Below are 21,313 nucleotides of genomic sequence, written 5' to 3'. Positions count from 1 at the left end.
CTTAATGTAGAAGGGAGTTTCTGTTTTATGAACGCAACAGGGAGCGTGCGACTCTACGGTCACGCAGAGCATTACCTGTCTCGACAATTGATCCTCACTCGGGACGACTGCCCGTTTGGTAGCGAGATCAGAATACATTTTGACGACTCCGCTTCCGCCTCCTACGCGCCAGAGGCGCATCAGATGAGTGGGATCTACAGTGAAGTACTGATGCAAACCAGGCTGATTGCATTTTCGCTGAAAGATCACAACTCCACCAACGGAAATAAATACCTAAGCCGTAGATTTGTTTGCGTAGGACAGTCAGATCTCGCCAACTCTGCGCTCACCGAAGAGCTGATTCAGTCCGGCGCCGCTCTGCGCGAATTTGGCCAGACGCTGGTTATCGTGCTTAATGAGCTCCCCCTCTCGGCAGTCAGCTTCGCAGAAAAAAGAAAATCCTTCACAACGTATATCTGTTGAAAGATCACGGCATAGAAATCGCGCTCGACGACTACAACATCGACGATGAAAGTATCGAAATCTTTACAACCCTGAATCTATTCGACTATATAAAGATTTCCACTTCCTCTCTAGACTTGAGCCTCAAGCTCAGTGGCAACCCAGAGTTATTCAATCGTCTCCACGAACGCATGACCACGCTCACTCACAACACAAAGGTCTCCTTTATAGCGGACAGAGTCGAGCATGCTGCTAGCCATATACTGGCACGCGCGCTGCCCTTCGATTACTTCCAAGGGAGTCATTACTCCCCTGCCGACAACCTTTAAACCAAGACCCAGACGTGCAACTCAGGAGAGAGCCATGGAAAGCAGCACAAACCTCCCCAGAAAATACTTTGTCGTGGTTACACACAACCCCGCACTACAACTAGAGCTTGAGGCATTGCTGTCCAGCAAGCGATATAACGCTTACGGCACGTCACAGGCGAAGATGTTTTTTGAAGGCGTCGCTCCACCCACTTCCGCCCCCAAGCTTATGGAATTTATTTACCCGCATGTGGCCAAAATGGCTCCTCCGGTTATCAAGCATGATACGCAGCGCATACTTTCGAGCTTCAAGTCCGAATGGCAAGCTGCGCAAGCCATAACGAAATTTACTCATTTCACATCAACTGCAAACGACTCCAGGGATGACACCAGGGAATGTGTCTCCCAGCCGGCCAAACCGCACGTTGCGCCGACTGAAACCTGGCGACTGAGCGATGTCAGCGGCGCGTTGATCAAAGATGACGTGGAGATTGCCTTAACTGGCCTGGAGGCCACACTGCTTAAAAAAATGCTGCACCATGATGATCGCGTGGTCAGCAAGGACGACCTTATCCGTAGCATCGGCAGAGAACCTGAGCATTATCGGGGTCTCGAAATGTGCCTGAGTCGGTTACAGGAAAAGTTTAAAAACGCCAGTAACGGCGAACGCCTTTTTCGTGCAGTGAGGAATCGTGGGTACTGCGTGATACAAAAAATCGTACGCGTAAAAAATCTGGCCTGAACAATTCAAATTGTTCGCCCCGGCAGTGCTATACAACAATAATAAAGCACGCCATTTCACCCCCCGCATCTCACTCACCCCCCCTCTATAAAGCCACGTTAAAAAAGCTGAATCCAGACTATTTATAACGCGTCTCTTGTCCAGACATATCAACCAGATACACCACCCACTCGTTAAAAGTCGTCAGACAGTGCCCGCACTAATAATTTAACCTATGCACTGATGACAGCGCCGCCCGCGTGGCGTTTCGGTCGTCAATGCTTCGCCATCTGATATGAACAATAACTCTTGCTGCACGTATTTTGGCTCTTGTCTGTCGAAACGCGAATGGACGTATTTTGGGGATACCGTATGGTTAACAATCTTCGTATCAATCGAAATACCACCCTCAAAGGACTGACCTTCTGGGGACAGTGGGCACTTGGCCAAGGCTTTGTTGTTGCCCTGTTATTAATATTGGTTTACTACCAGACGGGTACGGTAGAGTTCTATTATCGAGTCTGCGCAACGCTTACTGTGCTTGCATCGGTTCCGGCCTATACATGGTGCGGTGTGTATGCAAAGAAGGACAATTACCTGGAGGGCCTGGCAAGACTCCTGATGGGTTGGTCCATGACACTGGCAGCGCTGGCTATTGTCGCCTTCCTCTGCAAGGCCAACGAACTGTTTTCCCGTCAAATCATTCTGACATGGGCTTTCTGCAGCTACATCGGGCAGGCGCTGCTGTACGTCCCACTGCATGGTTTTTCGAAGTACTACCAACGGGCGCTTCAAATTGAGCGTAGAACGCTGATTGTTGGTACTGGCGAGCTGGCACTGGGACTGGCTAACAAGCTTCGTGCCCTCGAGCACTTCCCATTGGTCGGCCTGGTAAGCTCCGACACCACTCCTTTGTTGGAGACAGGTGCGCCACCTGTCGTAGGCCCGCAAGAGGAACTGCTCGAACTGATCAAGACTCATGACATCCGCCGCCTGTACATCACGCTGCCCCTGAGCGAAGCGGTACAAATCGAAGAAATGTATGTCGACTTGCTGGATGCCAACGTAGACGTTGTCTGGGTCCCGGACTTGAACAGCCTGACGCTGCTCAATCACTCGGTCAGTGATGTGGATGGCATGCCGGCAATCCATTTGATTGAATGCCCGCTGTCCAGCCAACCCACTGCCGCACTGAGCAAAAGCCTGCTTGATAAAAGCGTGGCGCTGATGGCCATTGTCGCTCTGAGCCCGTTACTGTTGATCATTGGCCTAGCCGTCAAGTTCACCTCCCATGGTCCGGTATTTTTCAAACAGGACCGTCACGGGTGGAACGGGAAGGTCATCAAGGTCTGGAAGTTTCGCTCTATGCGTGTGCATGACGATCACGAGGTCAAGCAAGCCAGTCGCAACGACTCACGGATCACCCCGATCGGTCGCTTCATCCGTCGCACTTCCATCGATGAGCTACCGCAATTGTTCAACGTCTTGCAGGGCCATATGGCGCTGGTCGGGCCACGTCCTCATGCCGTTGCGCACAATAACTACTACTCCGGCAAGATTCTCGCCTACATGGCGCGCCACCGAATCAAACCGGGGATCACCGGGCTGGCTCAAATCAATGGTTGCCGCGGCGAGACCGACACCATCGACAAGATGCAGAAGCGCGTCGAGATCGACCTCAAGTACATCAATAACTGGTCGTTGTGGCTGGATGTGAAAATCCTGGTGAAGACGCCGTTCACCTTGCTGTCAAAAGACATTTATTGATGGTGCGCCTGCAGGCTAACCAGGGAAAGCAAGCCAAATTCCCAGTGCGTTAGCCTCGTCACCCGTGGCTGGATCTTCACCAGCCACGCCTGCAACTGCACCAACACCGGCAAGTTGTTCTGCTGCCGACTTTCGTGGCGATGTTCATCGCCGACTTCTCTTAAATCTCCGCTCGATACCGCACAGCTTGCTGACCAGATATCAGGGCGATATCGGCACGCCCGGACTTGCCTTCAGGCTGAACCTTTTGCAGCTCAACAAACTTGCGTCAGGCAGGCGCAACGACAGCAGTCGATCGCTAAAAAGTGGATGCCAGGCAATCCCGTGACGACAAAAACCGTATTCGCGAACCGGAACGTCAGCTACGCCGCAAAGATGCGGTCTTGGCTGAGACCGCTGCTTTCCTGGTGCTGCGAAAAAAGCTTAATGCCTACCGGGGGGGAAGCGAAGATGAGGGCAACGGACCTTGTTGCCAGAACGGTATCTGCTCGTTGATTGGCTGGCCGAGCGCATTGTGACGGGAGCCCACAAACATCCTGGCGGATGCGCGGGCTACAACCGCCAGATCCATACCCTGAAATGCGCTTGGCGAATCACAGCGGTACAGCATCGACCTTGAAAGACGCCGCAAGGAAGATGATTACAAGCGAGCAATGCGCCGTATCAATGCTTACTGATATCAACCAAGGGAACGCTAATTCTTTGCTCACGCTGCAGCAGTGTCATCAGGAGCAACACTCGCTGCTCCCCCTCCATCGCGAGGAAGATCGCTTCCACATCGACAAAAGGCCCCTCATTGATACGCACCCTCTCTCCACAGGCAAACCGAGCCTCCACAGGGGCTGCGCTATCGTGCTCATAAAGCTGCGCGATCAAGTCATCACCTACGGGCAGCGGCTTGCCTCCAAAACTGACAATTCGCAATACACCACGGGTAGAACGCAAAGGCGCCCAACTCTCACCCGAGCCGAGCTGGATAAACAGATAACCCGGAAACAGCGATTCGCGAACAGTCCTCCTGCGCCCCTGCAAAACACGCTCGCGCCGGTGCGTAGGGCGGAAACAGGTATATCCCTGGTTAACCAGATTGATCTCTGCACGCTCGTCCTGGCTCGCCTTGCATTGCACCAAATACCATGCACTGGCGGTGAGACTCTCAGGCAAGGTCGTTTGAACAGCCGAAGCACTATGGATGGACACAATCAGCCCCTTCTGCGCCTATATGGTCAAGTAGCTCCGTGGTTTTCTCCCCGACCTTGCGACGGATTTCTCCCAAGGATGGAAACGCACCTGAAAAACGGAGTTGGCCGATCATGGAAACTTCGCCCTTTAAAAACACGCGAAACTTATTTGCAATAAACGGATGCCCGGGAACGCCTTACCCAAAGCAATCGCCTTACACTTATCATCAAACTGCACCCGCGATATTTAACACAACCCAATACGAGACAACACAAAAAACCCGAAAACGTTATAAATCGTCCGATAAGACGCAGAAATGTTATTTAATATCTGGATTTGTATATGGATATTTTTTTTGCTATGTGGCATTCAACAATCACGTGGCATTTAATGGTTGATGTTGTCGTGGGTTGCCAGTTATGATTTTTAGCATAGCAACTGTTAAGCACGCTCCCAGTCCAGATTCCAGCAGACCAGAGTCTTCGCAGTGAAAAGTTTCATTCAGTACGGTAACTCCTCACGGAAAGAGGCGCACACCCAATAGCTGCAAGCCGTCAAAAAAGTGCCATTGAAGAAAAGTAGAATTTCAGTCTTTCCAATTGCACCATCACCGCAAGTGTGGAATTTCCAGGGAGGTTGCCTTGTTTAACAAGATTCTAATCGTTTGCATTGGCAACATTTGCCGAAGTCCTACTGCAGAACATTTGTTGCGAGAAGCACTGGTCCGGTCCGACATCGAAGTCAGCTCCGCGGGTCTTGGCGCGCTACAAGACCACCCTATCGAGCCCACCGCCCAGATAGTACTGGAAGAACATGGCCATCTGCCAACAGAGCACAAAGCCAATCAACTGACCCCTGCCGCCATTAGCGAATCGGATCTGATCCTGGTGATGGAGCAGTCGCACATAGACCGTGTTCTCAAGATCGCGCCTGAAGCGCGAGGAAAGGTCTTCTTGCTGGGCAAGTGGCAGGAAAACCGCGAAATCAGCGACCCCTACCGTCAAGGCAAACCGGCTTTTGTGCATGCATACGCGTTGATTGAAGAAGCCGTAAACGCTTGGGCAAAGCGCCTCGCACGCTAAAACACTCCTCGAATACCTGTTAAGAAAAGAACCCACTTATGCAGCAAACTCCAGCATTAACCTCTCATGACGATGATGATGAAATCGACCTGATGGGCCTACTCGGGACACTGGTCGATCATAAATGGTTGATTGCCGGGATCACTGCTGCCTCTATGGCCGTGGGAACGGCCTATGCGGTGTTGGCCACGCCTGTTTACCAGGCAACTGCCTTGATACAGGTGGAGGCAAAAAAAAATGACATGCTCGGTTTCTCCGATATCAACAGCATGCTGGGTAAAGAGTCACCTTCAACTACAGAAATTGAATTAATCAAGTCGCGCGCGATCATCGGCAAGGTTGTCGACAATCTATCGCTCGATCTTACCGTCGAGCCGAACCGTTTTCCGGTGATCGGCGACTTTATTGCTCGTCGGTTCAAACCAGACGCTACGAATACGGTCGCGGCGCCGTTGTTTGGCATGAGCAGCTTTGCTTGGGGTGGCGAAACCCTGAAAATATTTCAGCTCGAACTCCCACAAGAGCTCCTGAGTAAACAACTCACTTTGGTCAGCGGTGAAAGCGGCCACTTCACTTTGCTGGATGAAGACGACAATATCCTGGTCCAAAGCCAAGTGGGCCAAGCCTATGACCAGGACGGCATCAAACTGCAGGTCGAGGTATTGCAGGCCAATCCTGGCACAACGTTCAGCATTGTGCGTGACCCACGCTTGACCAGTATCTTGGCGTACCAAAAGTTACTTGATGTAGCAGAACGCGGTAAAGAGTCCGGCATGATCGGGCTTGCTCTTGAGAGCGAAAAACCGGCTGAAGCCATTCAAATCCTCAATGAAATCGCCAAGCTCTATGTACGGCAAAATGTTGAGCGGACGTCGGCCGAAGCGGCTCAAAGCCTGGAGTTTCTAAACGATCAACTGCCTCAGGTCCGTAAAGACCTGGAAAAGGCCGAAAACGCCCTGAACAAGTATCAAATTCGTAGTAAATCCATCGATATCAGCCTGGAAGCCAAAGCCATTCTCGATCAGATCGTGGCGCTTGATACCAGCATCTCCGAATTGAAATTGCAGCAAGCGGAGATGGATCGCAAGTTTACCCGTCAGCATCCCGCCTATCGGGCCTTGCTCAGCCAATTAGGCGAGCTGACAGCCAAGCAGAATGGCTTGGCCAAAAAAGTCGAGGGCCTGCCTTCAACACAGCAAGAACTGCTTAGCCTCACCCGCGATGTAAAAGTCAGCACCGAAATTTATACCCAGCTCCTGAATAAATCCCAGGAACTGGATGTGATGCGTGCCGGCACCGTGGGCAACGTGCGCTTGATCGATACCGCCGATGTGGATCTGCTCAAGCCTGTTAAACCCAGGAAGGTCCTGACCGTACTCATCGCCACCCTGTTCGGCGCTTTCCTGGCAATTGCAGTGGTGCTTTTTCGCAAAGCCCTTAACCGCGGCGTGGAAAACCCCGATCAAATTGAACAGCTGGGGTTGCCGGTGTATGCATCCATTCCTTTCAGCACGCTGCAGAAAGGTGAAGAAAGCAAACTCCCCCGTGGCAACCGGGGCCGCGCCAACAACGTCGCACCCATACTGGCCAGCAGTCACCCCACCGACCTGGCCATAGAAGGATTGCGCAGCCTTCGCACCAGTCTGCACTTCGCCATGCTCGAAGCCAGCAATAATCGCCTGATGATCTCCGGCCCGAGCCCCAAGGTGGGTAAAACATTCGTTTCCGCCAACCTCGCCGCAGTTATCGCTCAGACCGGCCAGCGTGTATTGCTTATCGACGTGGATATGCGCAAAGGGTATTTGCATAAAGTATTCGGAACTCCCGCTGAAAACGGGCTTTCTGATTTACTGATCAATCGCTGCGAGTTGGCAACTGCGATCAATAAAACTGAATTCGAGAACCTTGACGTTATCGGCCGCGGACAAATACCGCCCAATCCTTCAGAACTGCTAATGCACGCGAACTTCAGTGCCTTTCTGGAGCAAGTCAGCGCCCAGTATGACCTGGTCATTCTGGATACCCCGCCGTTGCTGGCAGTGACGGATGCGGCGATTGTCGGCCGCCAGTCAGGCACCAGCTTGATTGTGACGCGTTTTGCGCTTAACCCGGTTCGCGAAATTGAATTGACCATGCGTCGCTTTGCTCAAAATGGCATTGATTTGAAAGGCGCCATTTTCAATGGCGTTGAAAAACGTGCCTCCAGTAAATACGGCTATAGCGATTATGGTTATTACAACTACGAATATAAGTCGGACAGCGTTTAATTTACACCACAGTGTTGAATGATAACCGAGCGCGCCTGAGACTCTAGAGGCGCTCATTTACTGCATCGCCAACATCGGATGCGGACCTTTCGATAAATCAAGCCGCTCTCAGGGACTAGCATGTAATCCTGGGGCGGTAGCGTGCCCAAGACCTTGATATTGGCCAAGCCTCCTCTTACGAACCGGCGCTGTCAATTCAAACAGAAACAAATCAAGCCAGCACTCGCATGGACATATTTAAGAGCTAGAAATTTCACATTGAAAAATGCGAACGCATCAAGCTTTCAATATCGCTCCCAAAGCCTTGGCTATGTTTTGTATCAATAGCCACAAAAACCATTTATGGCACCCAGCGACCACCACATCACAAAATATCAATACCTCCAAAGCCCCCATACAAATGAAAAAGCATTAGTGCCATGAGCTTAAAGAAGAAAGACACCGCCATTTCACTAGCCAGCGTAATAATTGGCCAAGCGATTTTCTTTGTATGCCTTTCCTTGATTGGCAGGGAATGGGGACCTGAAGAACTTGGCAAGCTTAATTTTAATTTAAGCCTGAGCATGTTCATCGGTACAATAATGGCCTTCAGATATGAACTTGCCTGCATACAAGACAAAGAAGAAAAATCATACCAGGCGCTAGTCCAAGTAATAACAATAACCGCCTCATCGTTTGTTTTTCTGTACGCCATGGCAAGCATTTGGGACCTTACGGACTCCACAACAATATTGATTTTTTCGACAACCTTTATTCTCCAACAAGCAAGCAGCCTCTACCTAAATACATTGCGAAAATACGTTCTAATTGGGCTTATAAAAATATCTGCAAATGCTAGCTTTGTTGTATCACTGATAATCCTCATTAACTCAAATACTCTTTCAAGCACATTCGAGATATACACCAAAATCAATCTTGCCATTACCATACTTTCCTTGACCTTGATACTTGCAAATACTCAGCACCCTAAACAAATTTTCAACATTAGCTTTCTAAAGGAAAACCTCAGATTTCCGCAATATACACTGCCTGCAACCATTCTTAGCTCAGCACTCACCTATTCCCTACCGATTGCAATGCCATTCCTTTTCGGCCCAATAACAGCTGGCTATTTTGCAGCCACACAACGGTTCGGATTCTTCCCGGTTTCTTTAATAGCGCAAAGCATCAGCGGCGTATTCAGACGCGAAGTAATTTCAGCCATTAACTCCAACAATGGCAATTTACTGAAGACCTATAAAAGCCACGCAAAATTGCTCTTAGCGATATCCGCCTGCTATCTACTATTTGGAAACCTTTTCTTTGGCATGCTCATCAAAGTATTGCTCGGTGACAATTGGAACCAGGCGATCATTTTTTTTCACATAATATCCCCAGTCTATGCCTTACAAATCATATACATTCCTCTTTCGCAAATTTTTATATCAACAAACAATCAAAAAACAGATCTACTCATACAAACACTTACTTTTATCAGCACCGTCGGAGCTCTTCTTGCCTCGTACTATTTTTTACTTAGCCCCCTCCTAACGCTTATTATTTTTTCTGTATCAGGCGTAGCAACTCTCCTGATTGGCTTGAGCCTCACTCACACGACAATCAAAGCAATCACTACAGAAAAATCAATGATATTTCCTCCCTTGAAAAAATATTCTTCATAATTTGAGAGCTTGCATGCGAATAGCATTAATAATCGACTCGATGCAACGCCATCTATTTTTCTCAAGATTGGCGAGTGCACTAAAACACGAGCATCAAATTTTCTTTGCCAGTTCAGAACCGTTGTCAGTTCTTATGGCTCAAATGGAAGGATTTTCGGCCAAGCACCTTTCCAGAAAAGCAGCTCAATCGAAATACTTCTCTACTGCCGACCTCCTCGACATCACCGAAAAATCGATAGAGGTCCTGAATGGACTGTTTTCGGCCACAGATTCATTTCAGGATGCAGTGTCGATCTCCGACGGCTTGTATGAGTACTTAAAGCAGAACGAAGTCGATAAAGTCATTATATGGAATGGTCAGCAACTACTGGGACGAGCTGCAAGCCTTGCCGCGGGCAAGGCAGGGATAAAAGCGCAGTATCTGGAACTAGCAAATCTTCCCGGTAAACTTTTCTCAGACCCGCAGGGTGTCAATGCGCTATCCAGCATTGCACACAACATTGAAATTATCGACAGGCTGCCTGAGGTTCCTGAAGAGGTACATCAATCCTGGTTAAAGAGCTATGAACTGAGCAAGCAAAAACCTCTTCCGCAATCGCAGCGAAAACTAAAAAACACCATACTGTCTGCCGTAAATATAATCTTAAAAAAATCGTTTAAAAGCACATGTACTATAGACATAAAAAAAAGGAAAACCTCAACGCTCAGCCATCAGTTAGAACAGATGAGCGTTCCACCTCACACTAATAACTATATTTTTCTTGCTTTACAAGTATCATCAGACACCCAGATAAAACTTCACTCCAACCACGACAATATTGATGCAATTCATATATCTCGCGAAGAGGCAAACCGAGCAGGGCTTGATTTGATTGTCAAGATTCATCCAGCCGAAAATAGCCCGGAAGAAATCTCCAGAATTGTGAAAGCACAAAAATCAATTGGTTTTATAATCAGCAGTGACAACACAATAGACTTATTGAAAAAAGCGCACACCGTAATAACCATAAACTCCACCGTGGGTTTAGAAGCATTACTTTTTGGCAAGCGAGTAAAAACGCTTGGAAGATGCTTCTACAAAAACTTCGACAACGCACGCATAAAAAAATACATTCATCACTACCTGATAGACGAAGTAAATTATTTCGACAACAGCACAATTAAAACACGTACCGCCCTACAATTAATTGGGGCGTAATTACGATTAGTCCGATGAGAGTCGAGGACGGTGGCAGGCTCGAACTCAGTTCTGGCTAAAAAAGCCTAGCCCCATGCAGTAGCGGCAAGTATTCTCGCTAAAATTATTGGAAATAATACATTGAACATTTTTATACTTCATCCAGGCAAAGCAAACTATCCAGAAATATCAGCTTACCATAACTTCTTCAGCAGAGACTTTAATGTCACCAATGGAACTATAGAGCAGTATGATTCCTTTGAAGACAAGAACAACACCATTCTTTGGTGCATTATGGGATTTTACCCAAAAAAGCTTCATGCAAAACTTATTATTCATGATTATCGATCGCTCTCTGTAGGCCACTTCCCAAAAACCAAAGACCTCATCAAAAAACACTTAAATCAGAAACCAGATATTCGTATATTCCAAAATAAGCGAATGGAAGGAGTTATGGGCTTTCGAGATGACGCCCCCTCTCTTACTCTTCCAATGGGTGTACCTGAATGGATTTTCAATCTTGATGTTGACCATACATTACCAGGTGGAACCTATTGTTATATCGGAGAAATTACGCGAGAGCGTGGAATGCACAAGGTCATACGTGCTTTTCAAAAATACCGAAAGTTTAAAAATGAGACACTTGTACTGGTCGGACCGACCGAAGAAACTATAAAAAATAAATTCTCGGACGACCCCAATATAATATTCACAGGAAAACTACCTCAGGCTGACGCACTTAAAATAGTAAAAAATAGCTCTTTTTGCATAAGCAGAATTCCACACAAATACCCATATTGCTACCAAGCCCCAACAAAACTCCTTGAATACTTCGCACTAGAAAAAAATATATTATGCAATGACGCCCTTTCGAACACTGAAACCGCAAAACTATTAGGTATTGACATCATAATCTGCCCAGATGAAATCTTTACTGAGGACTTGCCTTATGCGCCAAAAAAATGCAAATCCCCCCCCGGAGAGTCAATTAACTGGAACACAGCCATCCAATCATCAAGAGTTTACGAAGCCATAAGAAGTAGAATATAAAATGATCCCAGCACTCCTTATTTCGCTCAGTATTTTCTGCTTTTCGCTGAGTTTATTTAGCATCCGAGCGACAGCTGCTTGTTATTTATTCTTAATTCTGGCGCTAATACTAAACCCGCGCAAGCTCACTACATTTAAAATAAAATACAAATGGATCATTGGCATAGCCGTCATTAATATGGTCCCGCTTGCCATATCACTGAGACATGGAATACACTTTAATTATTATTTAAAGTTTCTAGCCATGTCCATCTACTCGCTAACATTAGTACTTGTCGCACACAATAGAGTCATCACCCAAAAGCAAATAATCGACGCATTAAGATTTTTTTTATTTGCGCACTGCTCATTTTTCATCATCCAGCTAGTGACCTACCAGGCAACCGGATACTTCATTGACTTCAATAACTATGTAAGAGAAGTATCATCCGAAAGTCTTTACAGCACAAAGTCCCTAGAAGATCTATTCATACAGATCCGTGCAACAGGCTTGTTTTCCGAGCCATCATTTTACAGCATGACGGTACTCCCCATTGCTTTACTACTTTCCCTGCACCAAAAAAAACTGACAATAGCTACGAGTTTAGGATTCATCACCTCTGTAGCCAGCCTCTCAATTGCAGCAATCTTAACCACATCCCTCGCGCTAGCTTTAACTCTGCTATTTACGAAGTCAACAAGAGCTCTCTCAGCCCTAATAGTCATCGGGGTATTATGTGCCGCCCCCATTCTATACAAAGTATATACACTGAGAGTTGTAGAATCAGTTGATTATGACGCATTAGCTTCTCGACAATTGATATTTGCAGAATTCAAAGAGCGAGGTCTAGCGAACAATTTAATTGGAAGCGGTTTTTTTTGGGATGAATCCCTTCCGGTTGGAAAAACAATGATGCAGGGTTACAACACACGGGACTCATCTTTTTATGTTTATCTATTTTTTACATCTGGTGCTTTTGGCACAATACTAATACTCAGCTCAATAGTATTTTTCTTACGGAGACACCCCAGATACATAGCAGCGACAGCGATACTTTTTTTGTTCAAGTACCATGCCATGACTGGCATACTCTGGTTACTACTAGTACTTTGCATCATATTCTCCCTCCTCGAGTCGCAAAAAACAAACCCTATCCAAACCTGTAGTAAGTGCTAATGAATACATCAAAAATAGTGCATATAATTGAAGCCTCTGCTACAGGGACTTTATCTATGGCTGCGCTACTGGCAAACTGCCAAGCCAGCAATGGGCATGTGGTTTCGGTTATATACTCTCAGCGCCCAGAAACCCCTGTAGACTTTATAACCCATTTCGACCGCCGCATAAATTTAATCAACATCCAGATGTCAAGCGCCCTTGAGCGCTTGACTTGTCTACCAAAAATCAGAAGCACCCTGAAATCGTTATCTCCAGATTGCGTCTTCATGCATTCTTCATTCGCGGGCTTTTTGGGCCGACTATCGACCCTGGGCGCTTTAGCTCATACAAAACTTTTTTACCTTCCACATTGCATCTCATTCATGCGCAATGACATAGGATCTTTGAAGAAAGTTCTTTTTGTTTTTTTTGAATGGGTCGCTTCTATAAAAAACGCTGATTACGTGGCCTGCTCCGAAAGTGAAAGAACGGCTATTGCAAGGAGTATTCCTTTCCGAAAGTGCCACTTGGTAGAAAACGCTCTCGACTTCAAAGCAATCCCCAGCATGAACCAACAAGACCTTTCTCACAGAAAAAAAACTGTTATCACGGTTGGACAAATTCGCCCCCAAAAAGGGCCTGACTTTTTTTCATCCATTGCCCAAGCAGTAAAAACTGAAGCCCCCCAGATTGAGTTTGTTTGGGTCGGTGACGGCGATGCAAACGCTCGCCAACAACTAGAAGACTCTGGGGTACACGTCATAGGCTGGGTGCCGAAAAGCCAGGTTTGGCAATACCTGGGCGATGCCCGCCTGTATCTCTCGACCGCACAGTGGGAAGGCATGCCTGTTTCGGTGATTGAGGCCAGCTTTGCAGGGCTTCCCGTTGTTGCATCCAGCTGCGCTGGCAACGTCGATGTCGTTGCACATGGAGAGACTGGCTGGCTTTTTAAAACTCCTGCGGAGGCAACGGAATTTATTCTTTCGTCCCTCGAAAATCCTGAATCCTCCCAATCGATAGCCAAGGCGGCATTCGACATTGCCCGGCAGCGTTTCAGCGTCGAGCGCTATTACCAGGAAATGGAATCCCTCATTCAGTCCTAATCGAGACAAAAAACATGACTTGCGCCGTAATATTTGGTGGCACCGGCTTCATCGGCACTTTTTTCGCTGAGCACCTTCTGGCCACAGGTTCATTCTCCAAAGTTTACCTTTTCGACCTGGAGCCAATAGAGTCCAAGACCAGCGAATTTCGCAAATCCCTGGTCCGAAGCCTGAGTAACGTGGAGATCGTCATTGGCGACGTGCGCCAGGAACTCATTTGGCAGCCGTCGGAAAAGGTCGCCCTGATCGCGAACTTTGCAGCTGTACATCGCGAACCTGGCCATGACGACATCGAATACTACGAAACCAACCTTGCGGGTGCCGAAAACGTCTGTGCCTGGGCTGAACGGGTTGGCTGCAACGATATTATCTTCACTAGTTCGATTTCGCCTTACGGCCCCAGTGAGGCGCAAAAAAACGAAAAATCTCTACCTGTGCCGGCTACCGCTTACGGTGGTTCCAAGCTGGCTGCAGAAAAGATTCACCAGATATGGCTCGCCCGAGACCAAGAAAACCGCCATCTGGTTATTGTTCGTCCGGGAGTGGTATTTGGCCCCGGTGAAGGCGGCAATGTTTCCCGCCTCATCAGGGCCGTAATCCGCCGCTACTTCTTCTATATGGGTAACAGCGACACCCGTAAGGCCGGCACTTATGTGAAAGAGCTATGTGCAGCCATGTGGTGGATTCTGGAGCAGCAAAAGCGGGGAGGTGGACATCTGACGCTGTTCAATATGTCCATGAATCCCGGTCCATCCATCCAGGAATATGTGGAAACCACCTGCACAGTAGCCGGAATCCAACGCACTGTGCCCAGTGTCCCCTACCACTTGCTGCTCTCGGTCGCCTATGTCATCGACCTTATCGCCCGCCCCATCGGGATCAAACATCCCTTCAGCCCAGTGCGTATTCGCAAGCTGGTGCGCTCGAACAACACTCTACCAACCCATTTGGTCGAGCACGGCTATCCCTATCAATACACTCTTGAAACGGCTTTCCGTGACTGGAAATCTAACTGCCCTACGGAATGGGAATAATCAATATGCAAATTGCACTAACTGACACTATCAATCTCTCCAACATCGCCCCCTTTACCCTCTTCGGCGGGATCAATGTTCTTGAGGATCTCGACTCCACACTTTTCGCCTGCGCACATTTTGTGGAGGTAACCCGCAAGTTGGGCATTCCCTATGTGTTCAAGGCCTCCTTCGACAAGGCCAACCGTTCCTCCATGCACTCCTACCGGGGTGTTGGCCTGGAAGAAGGCTTGCGCATTTTCGAAGCTGTGAAACGCGAGTTCGGCGTGCCGTTGATCACCGACGTGCATGAGGTCGAGCAGGCGGTACCGGTGGCCGAGGTAGTTGACGTGCTGCAGATCCCGGCCTTCCTCGCCCGTCAAACCGATCTGGTGGTAGCTATAGCCCGCACCGGCCGGGTGATCAACGTGAAAAAACCTCAGTTCATGAGTCCGACGCAGGTCAAGCACATCGTAGCCAAGTGCCGTGAAGCGGGTAACGATAAGGTGGTTCTCTGTGAACGAGGTAGTTCCTTCGGCTACGACAACCTGGTGGTGGACATGCTCGGCTTCACTCAGATGAGAGAGGCCAGCGGCGATTGTCCGGTTATCTTCGATGTCACCCATAGCCTCCAGTGCCGCGACCCGGTGGGCGATGCTTCGGGTGGACGCCGTCGCCAGGTGCTGGAGCTGGCCCGTGCTGGCATGGCCGTTGGTCTCGCGGGTCTGTTCCTGGAGGCCCATCCGAATCCGGATCATGCCCGCTGCGACGGCCCAAGTGCTCTTCCGCTCGAGTTGCTGGAACCTTTCCTTAGCCAAATCAAGATTATCGACGACATCGTCAAAGAAATGCCAAACCTAGAGATTCGCTGATGGCGTGCGCCTATAACGGACTGATCCAGCTAGTGTTATTCGACGTCGATGGCGTGCTGACCGACGGCACACTACATATCGGAGCGGAGGGTGAAGTGTTCAAAAGCTTCAATGCCAAGGATGGGGTAGCGGTTGCCCTGTTGCGAGCGCATGGAGTTCGCTGCGGGATCATCTCCGGCAAGGCCAGCCCTGCCCTCGACTTCCGCGCCCGACAACTCAAATTCGATCTGGTTGTCACTGGCTGCCACGACAAGCTGTCCGCCTACGTCGAACTAAAACGCGATTTTGGTCTGGAGGATGGACAGGTCGCCTTCGTCGGTGACGACGTGATCGACCTGCCGGTCATGCAAAAGGTTGGCATAAGCTACGCGCCAGCCGACGCCCACTGCCTGGTGCTGAGCCAGGCGAACCACATTACCCGTGCCGTTGGTGGAAAGGGTGTGGCCCGTGAGGTTGCCGAGCATCTGCTTTTGCTGGGAGGCTTGACCCTAGATGCTGCCTATCAACCCTTGCTCGACGAATGGAGCCGCCATGCCGTACAGCAATGACCGACCGCAACTGCGGGTGGTCATTACTGTGCGCTGAATTTCCTGTCTACGACCCGGTACTCTCCGGTCGACCTTGTGCGGCTTCCAGTGAGTCGCACGGGCGTTGGAAAGCACCGACTCTGCAGTAGAAACTGACCATTAAACAGGCGTGACTCCTGACAGAAGGAAGGCTTCGCCCTGCACGCTGACAATGACTACGTTATTCCAATTGCAATCAGAGAGTGGCATGCATCCCGCTGATGGTGTGGATACCCGCAAGGGACGTTAAAAAGATCACGAATTCACTACTTAAGGAATGCCATGAACGAAATGAAATTCATCGAAATCGCTAAGCACGTTTTCACCATCGAGGCTCAGGCAGTGGCTCGACTTGCCGAGCGCCTGGACAACTCCTTTGTCGAGGCCGTGCAGCATATTTTGACCTCCAAGGGCCGTGTGATCGTCTGCGGCATGGGGAAATCCGGCATCGTCGGCAAGAAAATCGCCGCAACCCTGGCCAGCACGGGCACTCCCAGCTTCTTCATGCACCCGGGCGAGGCCTACCACGGGGATCTCGGCATGGTCACACCTGACGATGTATTTGTCGCTATCTCCAATTCCGGCGAGACAGATGAGGTGGTGAAGTTGATTCCCTTCCTCAGGAGCAACGGCAACTACCTCGTCGCCTTGACCGGTAAACCGCTATCCACGCTTGCCAAGGCAGCCCATAGCCATCTGGATGTCAGCGTGCAGGAAGAGGCTTGTCCGCTGCAGTTGGCACCAACCTCTTCCACAACTGCCACCCTGGCCATGGGCGATGCACTGGCGATCACCCTGATGAAGGCCCGGGATTTCAAGCCCGAAAATTTCGCCCGTTTTCACCCTGGCGGCTCCCTCGGTCGTCGACTGTTGAGCAAAGTGGAAGACGAGATGGTCACCGCCAATCTACCGTTCGTGAACGTAGAAGCTAACGTGCTGGACGTGATTCATACCATGTCCTGCGGCAGCCTTGGGTTGGCCATCGGCGAGTTTGCAGAAGGCTGGGGACTGGTAACCGATGGCGATATCCGCCGAGCCATCGAGCGCTACAGCGAGGCCGTGTTCGACAAGAGTGCTGCCGAACTCATGAGCCGCGATCCGATCATGGTGCCTGTCGGCACCCGTGTCGAAGATGCGCTGCTGCTGATGGACGAGCGAAACATCACCTCACTGCTTGTGTTTGAAGGCCGACAGATCGTCGGGGTTTTCAAGAAATAAATACTCGCTTATGCGCCAGGGTCTCGTCGGCGGTAGAAAATTTTACTGTAACCGACAGCCCTCAATGGTGCTAACCATACTTGACCACGAACGGAAAGTTCATCTGGTGACTCATCATAGAAATATTTAAACGATCTTAGTTGTTCACTTGATGCCCTTGGCGCTCGTAAGTTCAGATTCAGCTATTCCCCTCTTATTCTTCATTTGAAAGGACTCATTCCTTTGACCAGAAAAATCCTGGTGACGGGCGGTGCCGGTTACATCGGTTCGCACACCACACTCGCTTTGCTCGAAGCGGGATACAACGTAATAGTGTTGGATAACCTCTGTAATAGTTCGATTGAGTCGCTTCATCGAGTGGGGGCTATTTGTAATAGGTTGCCCGAGTTTATTCAGGGGGATATTCGCGACCGTGCGTTGCTGGATGAGCTATTTGCTTCGCAACAGATCAGCGCGGTATTACATTTCGCCGGTTTGAAATCGGTGGGGGAAAGTGTCCGCGAACCACTCGATTATTATGAAAACAATGTCGCAGGCAGTGTCACCCTGTGTCAGGCAATGGCCCACGCCGGAGTTTTCAATTTGGTGTTCAGCTCTTCCGCCACGGTGTATGGCGAGCCGACGCAGATGCCGATCCGGGAGGATTTCCCCACTGGCGTGCCGACCAATCCCTATGGTCGCTCCAAGCTGATGGTCGAGGAGCTGTTGCAGGATCTGGCGACGTCGGAGCCGCAGTGGAGTATCGCCCTGCTCCGCTACTTTAACCCGGTGGGTGCACACCAAAGCGGGATGATTGGCGAAGACCCCAATGGCCTTCCGAATAATCTCCTGCCCTATGTCAGCCAAGTGGCCATTGGCAAACTCCAGCAGCTATCTGTGTTCGGCGCCGATTATCCGACGCAGGATGGTACCGGGGTACGCGACTACATCCACGTTCAGGATCTGGCCGACGGGCATTTGAGTGCGCTACGGACAATCCTCCAAAAAACCGGGGTCAACATCTGGAACCTGGGCACCGGTATCGGTTACAGCGTGCTGGAAATGATTCGGGCATTCGAGCAGGCCAGTGGCCGAGCCGTGCCTTACAAATTGGTTGAGCGTCGCCCCGGTGATATTGCCGAGTGCTGGGCCGACCCCACAAAAGCCGCCAATGAATTGGACTGGAAGGCCAAGCGCGGATTGCCGGAAATGATGGCCGATACTTGGCGTTGGCAAGCTGCTAACCCGCAAGGTTATGGCCAGTAGCATCTCTCGTATGGCGTAGCGATCAGGCGCGAACCATGACATCTGCACCACATACCCAATAAGAATTGTTAGAAACGGCGAGAGCGTTAGAAAACGTCAGACCTGTCAGGCATCCTACACAGGTATTCTTGGGGCAATAATCGCAAGATAAATCTCACTGAGGTATGACCTAGAGGTCCACTCTCATCGAGTTCGAATCAATACTATCCTTAACGTTACTGGACGCTCAGAGTTTTTGGCCTTGCACGCTCGCTTCTTAGTTTCACTGCCAATACCGACGATGCATCAAAAAGGAATCTACCATGACCAAACTACTTGTTTCCGCCCTAATGCTTTCTTTAAGTGCCTCCGTTTTGGCCGCTGAGCCTCCCGCAGCGTCTTCTGCTCCAGGCACACCTGCAAAACCCGCAGCAAACGCTCCTTTGAGTCTGAACACCCCTCTCGTGGGCAGCCTGACCACAGGGACTGCTCTCGGCATCGGCGCCGCGGTTGTAGCCGGCGCCGCTGCGCTGTCATCCAGTGGTGGCGGAAGCAACAATGACGGCGGCACTACTGGCACTACCGGTACCACTGGCACCACCGGTACACGCTAAGCGCACCGCGAGGTCGATAGCCTTCTACCACCCGGAGCAATCCGGGTGGTTCCGTTTTGATGTGTTCCCTCCACAAGTGTCCTCAATCATGATTCGTAGTTTGTCGCTCGCTGTGCTTGCAGGTGTTGCCCTGCAAGGCTGTATGTTCTCACCCGGTCAACACCTGGATACCAGCCAGGTCGGCCGTGAAGGCTCACCGGAAAGCAGTCGGATCGAGTTGATTCCGATAACGCCCAAACTGATTGCCCAGAACGCGGCGACAAAAGTGCAAGTCTCGGTGCCCGCCGAGTTGTTGGCGTACAAGCCGGGCGCTTACCGGATTGGCGCCAATGATGTGTTGTACATCACTGTATGGGACCATCCTGAGTTGACTGCGCCATCGGGTCCACAACAGCAAATTGATGCGAACGGCCGCCTGGTACGCCCGGACGGCACCATGTTTTACCCCTATATCGGCAATATTCATGCCGAAGGCAAAACCATCGAGGAGCTTCGCGGTTTTATTGCTGAGCGCCTGACTCAGTTCGTCGACAGCCCCCAGGTTGACTTGAGTGTTTTGCGGTTTGCCAGTCAAAAAGTCGTTATTTCCGGTGCTATTTTAAAAGCCGGTCAACAACCCATTACCACTTCGCCGCTCAGTGTCGTCGAAGCCATGGGTACTGCTACTGTCGATCCATTGAATGCCGACCTTGCCGGCCTGACACTGACCCGGGACGGACGTGAGTATCCGCTCGACCTGGACTCGCTTAACAGCAAAGGCTCGCTGTTGCATAACGTCTATTTGAAAGACGGCGATCAGTTGTACCTGCCCTACAACGACCGGAAAAAGATCTACGTCATGGGCGAGGTCAACCAGCCTCGGGCGCTCACCTTCAAAATCAATCGGATGAATCTGGCGGATGCGGTCGGAACGGTCGGTGGACTGAACCAGACCACATCCAACGGCAATGCACTGTATGTCATTCGAGGTGCCGAGAACCTTGAAACCGAGCCGGCAAAAGTCTTTCAGCTGGAAGCGGAATCACCTACCGCGTTTGCTCTCGCCAGCCGCTTCGATCTGCAACCCCAAGACATTGTCTACGTTGGCCCTGCAGGCGTGACCCGCTGGAACCGCTTGATCAGTCAGTTGCTGCCTTCGGCCGCTATCCTGGGTACCGGAGCATCGGCCACAAACAATCTCAGTGAAGCCAGCAGTCGATAAGGTTTGAGCCGCTTTGAAAACTTTGCGTAACAGCTCATGCCTGGTGGTGGGATTACTGCTGTGTGGCTGTAATCCCTTGATGCAGGCGTCCCTGGATACCTTTAAAGCCTCCACACTGGGCGCCCAGCCGCTGGAGTTGACTGCGGCGCAAGTGGACGCCGTGCCCTATGCGCAGATCAAGGTCACCACCGACTCCAGCGAAGGTGTATTGGCGAAGCTACGCCAGCAGGGCGACCTGGAGTTCTGGGTCGCCTCCGGCAAACAGGTGTTGTTGATGCGCGACGGTCTGGTCGTGCGCAGCGTCGGCCTGGGCATCAATCTCGACGGCACGCGCTTCGACGGTGAGTCGCCGTTCAAGCTTGGCTTGCAGCGATTGCCCGACGGCTACAGCAGTACCCGCTGGATAGATGTCTATCAGGGGCCGCAGGTCGGACTGGCGGTCAACAGTCGTTTCAGTCGACAAGACATCGAAACCGTCACCATCCTGGACAAGGACTATGCGCTGCTGCGCATAGACGAACGCATCGACATACCCGAGCTGGGATTCAAGGCCACCAACCGTTTTTGGGTCAGGCCTGACGATGGCTTGATCCTGCAGAGCGAACAACATCTTACGCCGGAACTTTTCTTGAAGATTGTGCAATTGCGCCCTGACCGGGAGACGGCTCGGTGAGATATTCGAAAACGCTGTCGGCTTGCCTGTTGCTG

At 50.3% G+C, this 21,313-nt stretch carries 18 protein-coding genes; 17 read left to right on the top strand and 1 reads right to left on the bottom strand.

From position 1 onward, the window contains the following. Nucleotides 1–27 precede the first annotated feature (27 nt). The 4 genes from WHX55_RS09425 (at nucleotide 28) to WHX55_RS09410 (ending at nucleotide 3,237) form a co-directional block, all read left to right on the top strand. Entirely contained in the window at nucleotides 28–462 is a 435-nt protein-coding gene (locus WHX55_RS09425) for a hypothetical protein (RefSeq protein ID WP_353742454.1), read from the top strand. Beyond that, nucleotides 459–770 carry an EAL domain-containing protein gene (locus tag WHX55_RS09420; protein WP_353742453.1) on the top strand — a complete coding sequence of 104 codons (312 nt, stop codon included), beginning with the start codon at nucleotides 459–461 and terminating at the stop codon, nucleotides 768–770. Before WHX55_RS09425 ends, WHX55_RS09420 begins: the two co-directional genes overlap by 4 nt. A gap of 34 nt (nucleotides 771–804) precedes the next feature. Beyond that, nucleotides 805–1,491 carry a helix-turn-helix domain-containing protein gene (locus tag WHX55_RS09415; RefSeq protein WP_353742452.1) on the top strand — a complete coding sequence of 229 codons (687 nt, stop codon included), beginning with the start codon at nucleotides 805–807 and terminating at the stop codon, nucleotides 1,489–1,491. 351 nt (nucleotides 1,492–1,842) lie between these two features. Further along, complete coding sequence (locus WHX55_RS09410) at nucleotides 1,843–3,237, top strand: undecaprenyl-phosphate glucose phosphotransferase (protein ID WP_353742451.1); 1,395 nt, start codon at nucleotides 1,843–1,845, stop codon at nucleotides 3,235–3,237. Nucleotides 3,238–3,900: 663 nt separating this feature from the next. Here the strand turns inward: WHX55_RS09410 and rfaH are convergent. Further along, nucleotides 3,901–4,431: a transcription/translation regulatory transformer protein RfaH gene (rfaH, locus tag WHX55_RS09405; RefSeq protein ID WP_353743032.1), complete on the bottom strand. Its 531-nt coding sequence runs from the start codon at nucleotides 4,429–4,431 to the stop codon at nucleotides 3,901–3,903. 629 nt (nucleotides 4,432–5,060) lie between these two features. On the opposite strand from rfaH, the gene WHX55_RS09400 reads away from it, so the two are divergent. From WHX55_RS09400 to WHX55_RS09340, 13 genes are all read left to right on the top strand, one after another. After that, nucleotides 5,061–5,501 carry a low molecular weight protein-tyrosine-phosphatase gene (locus WHX55_RS09400; protein ID WP_353742450.1) on the top strand — a complete coding sequence of 147 codons (441 nt, stop codon included), beginning with the start codon at nucleotides 5,061–5,063 and terminating at the stop codon, nucleotides 5,499–5,501. Nucleotides 5,502–5,539: 38 nt separating this feature from the next. Next, nucleotides 5,540–7,768, top strand: coding sequence for a polysaccharide biosynthesis tyrosine autokinase (locus WHX55_RS09395; protein WP_353742449.1), 2,229 nt, complete (start codon nucleotides 5,540–5,542; stop codon nucleotides 7,766–7,768). Between the two features lie 419 nt (nucleotides 7,769–8,187). Then, nucleotides 8,188–9,429 carry an oligosaccharide flippase family protein gene (locus WHX55_RS09390; RefSeq protein ID WP_353742448.1) on the top strand — a complete coding sequence of 414 codons (1,242 nt, stop codon included), beginning with the start codon at nucleotides 8,188–8,190 and terminating at the stop codon, nucleotides 9,427–9,429. Between the two features lie 40 nt (nucleotides 9,430–9,469). Then, nucleotides 9,470–10,627 carry a hypothetical protein gene (locus WHX55_RS09385; RefSeq protein ID WP_353742447.1) on the top strand — a complete coding sequence of 386 codons (1,158 nt, stop codon included), beginning with the start codon at nucleotides 9,470–9,472 and terminating at the stop codon, nucleotides 10,625–10,627. Between the two features lie 120 nt (nucleotides 10,628–10,747). Beyond that, nucleotides 10,748–11,656, top strand: a complete 909-nt coding sequence (locus tag WHX55_RS09380) for a hypothetical protein (protein WP_353742446.1) — start codon at nucleotides 10,748–10,750, stop codon at nucleotides 11,654–11,656. A 1,212-nt stretch (nucleotides 11,657–12,868) separates the two neighbouring features. Further along, the gene (locus tag WHX55_RS09375) at nucleotides 12,869–13,897 is read left to right on the top strand and encodes a glycosyltransferase family 4 protein (RefSeq protein ID WP_353742445.1); all 1,029 of its coding nucleotides are present in this window, start codon (nucleotides 12,869–12,871) and stop codon (nucleotides 13,895–13,897) included. Between the two features lie 14 nt (nucleotides 13,898–13,911). Next, a complete protein-coding gene (locus WHX55_RS09370; RefSeq protein WP_353742444.1) occupies nucleotides 13,912–14,931 on the top strand; it encodes an NAD(P)-dependent oxidoreductase in 1,020 nt (339 codons plus the stop codon). Between the two features lie 5 nt (nucleotides 14,932–14,936). Continuing rightward, the gene (gene kdsA / locus WHX55_RS09365; RefSeq protein WP_353742443.1) at nucleotides 14,937–15,782 is read left to right on the top strand and encodes a 3-deoxy-8-phosphooctulonate synthase; all 846 of its coding nucleotides are present in this window, start codon (nucleotides 14,937–14,939) and stop codon (nucleotides 15,780–15,782) included. Further along, complete coding sequence (locus tag WHX55_RS09360; RefSeq protein WP_353742442.1) at nucleotides 15,782–16,330, top strand: HAD-IIIA family hydrolase; 549 nt, start codon at nucleotides 15,782–15,784, stop codon at nucleotides 16,328–16,330. Before kdsA ends, WHX55_RS09360 begins: the two co-directional genes overlap by 1 nt. Nucleotides 16,331–16,630: 300 nt before the next feature. Continuing rightward, nucleotides 16,631–17,566 carry a KpsF/GutQ family sugar-phosphate isomerase gene (locus tag WHX55_RS09355; protein WP_353742441.1) on the top strand — a complete coding sequence of 312 codons (936 nt, stop codon included), beginning with the start codon at nucleotides 16,631–16,633 and terminating at the stop codon, nucleotides 17,564–17,566. A 222-nt stretch (nucleotides 17,567–17,788) separates the two neighbouring features. Beyond that, a complete protein-coding gene (galE, locus tag WHX55_RS09350) occupies nucleotides 17,789–18,811 on the top strand; it encodes a UDP-glucose 4-epimerase GalE (protein ID WP_353742440.1) in 1,023 nt (340 codons plus the stop codon). Nucleotides 18,812–19,492: 681 nt separating this feature from the next. Beyond that, nucleotides 19,493–20,605: a polysaccharide biosynthesis/export family protein gene (locus WHX55_RS09345; protein ID WP_353742439.1), complete on the top strand. Its 1,113-nt coding sequence runs from the start codon at nucleotides 19,493–19,495 to the stop codon at nucleotides 20,603–20,605. A 13-nt stretch (nucleotides 20,606–20,618) separates the two neighbouring features. Next, complete coding sequence (locus WHX55_RS09340; RefSeq protein ID WP_353742438.1) at nucleotides 20,619–21,278, top strand: YjbF family lipoprotein; 660 nt, start codon at nucleotides 20,619–20,621, stop codon at nucleotides 21,276–21,278. Nucleotides 21,279–21,313: the final 35 nt, after the last annotated feature.

Origin of the sequence: Pseudomonas fluorescens (assembly GCF_040448305.1) — a bacterium.
Classification (GTDB): Bacteria; Pseudomonadota; Gammaproteobacteria; order Pseudomonadales; family Pseudomonadaceae; genus Aquipseudomonas; species Aquipseudomonas fluorescens_BH.
This window is presented reverse-complemented; position numbering and strand designations above follow the sequence as displayed.

Excerpts from the sequence above, each read along its gene's own strand:
- WHX55_RS09425 (WP_353742454.1), top strand. The coding sequence starts at position 28 with ATGAACGCAACAGGGAGCGTGCGACTCTACGGTCACGCAGAGCATTAC.
- WHX55_RS09415 (WP_353742452.1), top strand. The coding sequence starts at position 805 with ATGGAAAGCAGCACAAACCTCCCCAGAAAATACTTTGTCGTGGTTACA.
- WHX55_RS09410 (WP_353742451.1), top strand. The coding sequence starts at position 1,843 with ATGGTTAACAATCTTCGTATCAATCGAAATACCACCCTCAAAGGACTG.
- WHX55_RS09395 (WP_353742449.1), top strand. The coding sequence starts at position 5,540 with ATGCAGCAAACTCCAGCATTAACCTCTCATGACGATGATGATGAAATC.
- WHX55_RS09390 (WP_353742448.1), top strand. The coding sequence starts at position 8,188 with ATGAGCTTAAAGAAGAAAGACACCGCCATTTCACTAGCCAGCGTAATA.
- WHX55_RS09385 (WP_353742447.1), top strand. The coding sequence starts at position 9,470 with ATGCAACGCCATCTATTTTTCTCAAGATTGGCGAGTGCACTAAAACAC.
- WHX55_RS09375 (WP_353742445.1), top strand. The coding sequence starts at position 12,869 with ATGGCTGCGCTACTGGCAAACTGCCAAGCCAGCAATGGGCATGTGGTT.
- WHX55_RS09370 (WP_353742444.1), top strand. The coding sequence starts at position 13,912 with ATGACTTGCGCCGTAATATTTGGTGGCACCGGCTTCATCGGCACTTTT.
- kdsA (WP_353742443.1), top strand. The coding sequence starts at position 14,937 with ATGCAAATTGCACTAACTGACACTATCAATCTCTCCAACATCGCCCCC.
- WHX55_RS09360 (WP_353742442.1), top strand. The coding sequence starts at position 15,782 with ATGGCGTGCGCCTATAACGGACTGATCCAGCTAGTGTTATTCGACGTC.
- WHX55_RS09355 (WP_353742441.1), top strand. The coding sequence starts at position 16,631 with ATGAACGAAATGAAATTCATCGAAATCGCTAAGCACGTTTTCACCATC.
- WHX55_RS09345 (WP_353742439.1), top strand. The coding sequence starts at position 19,493 with ATGATTCGTAGTTTGTCGCTCGCTGTGCTTGCAGGTGTTGCCCTGCAA.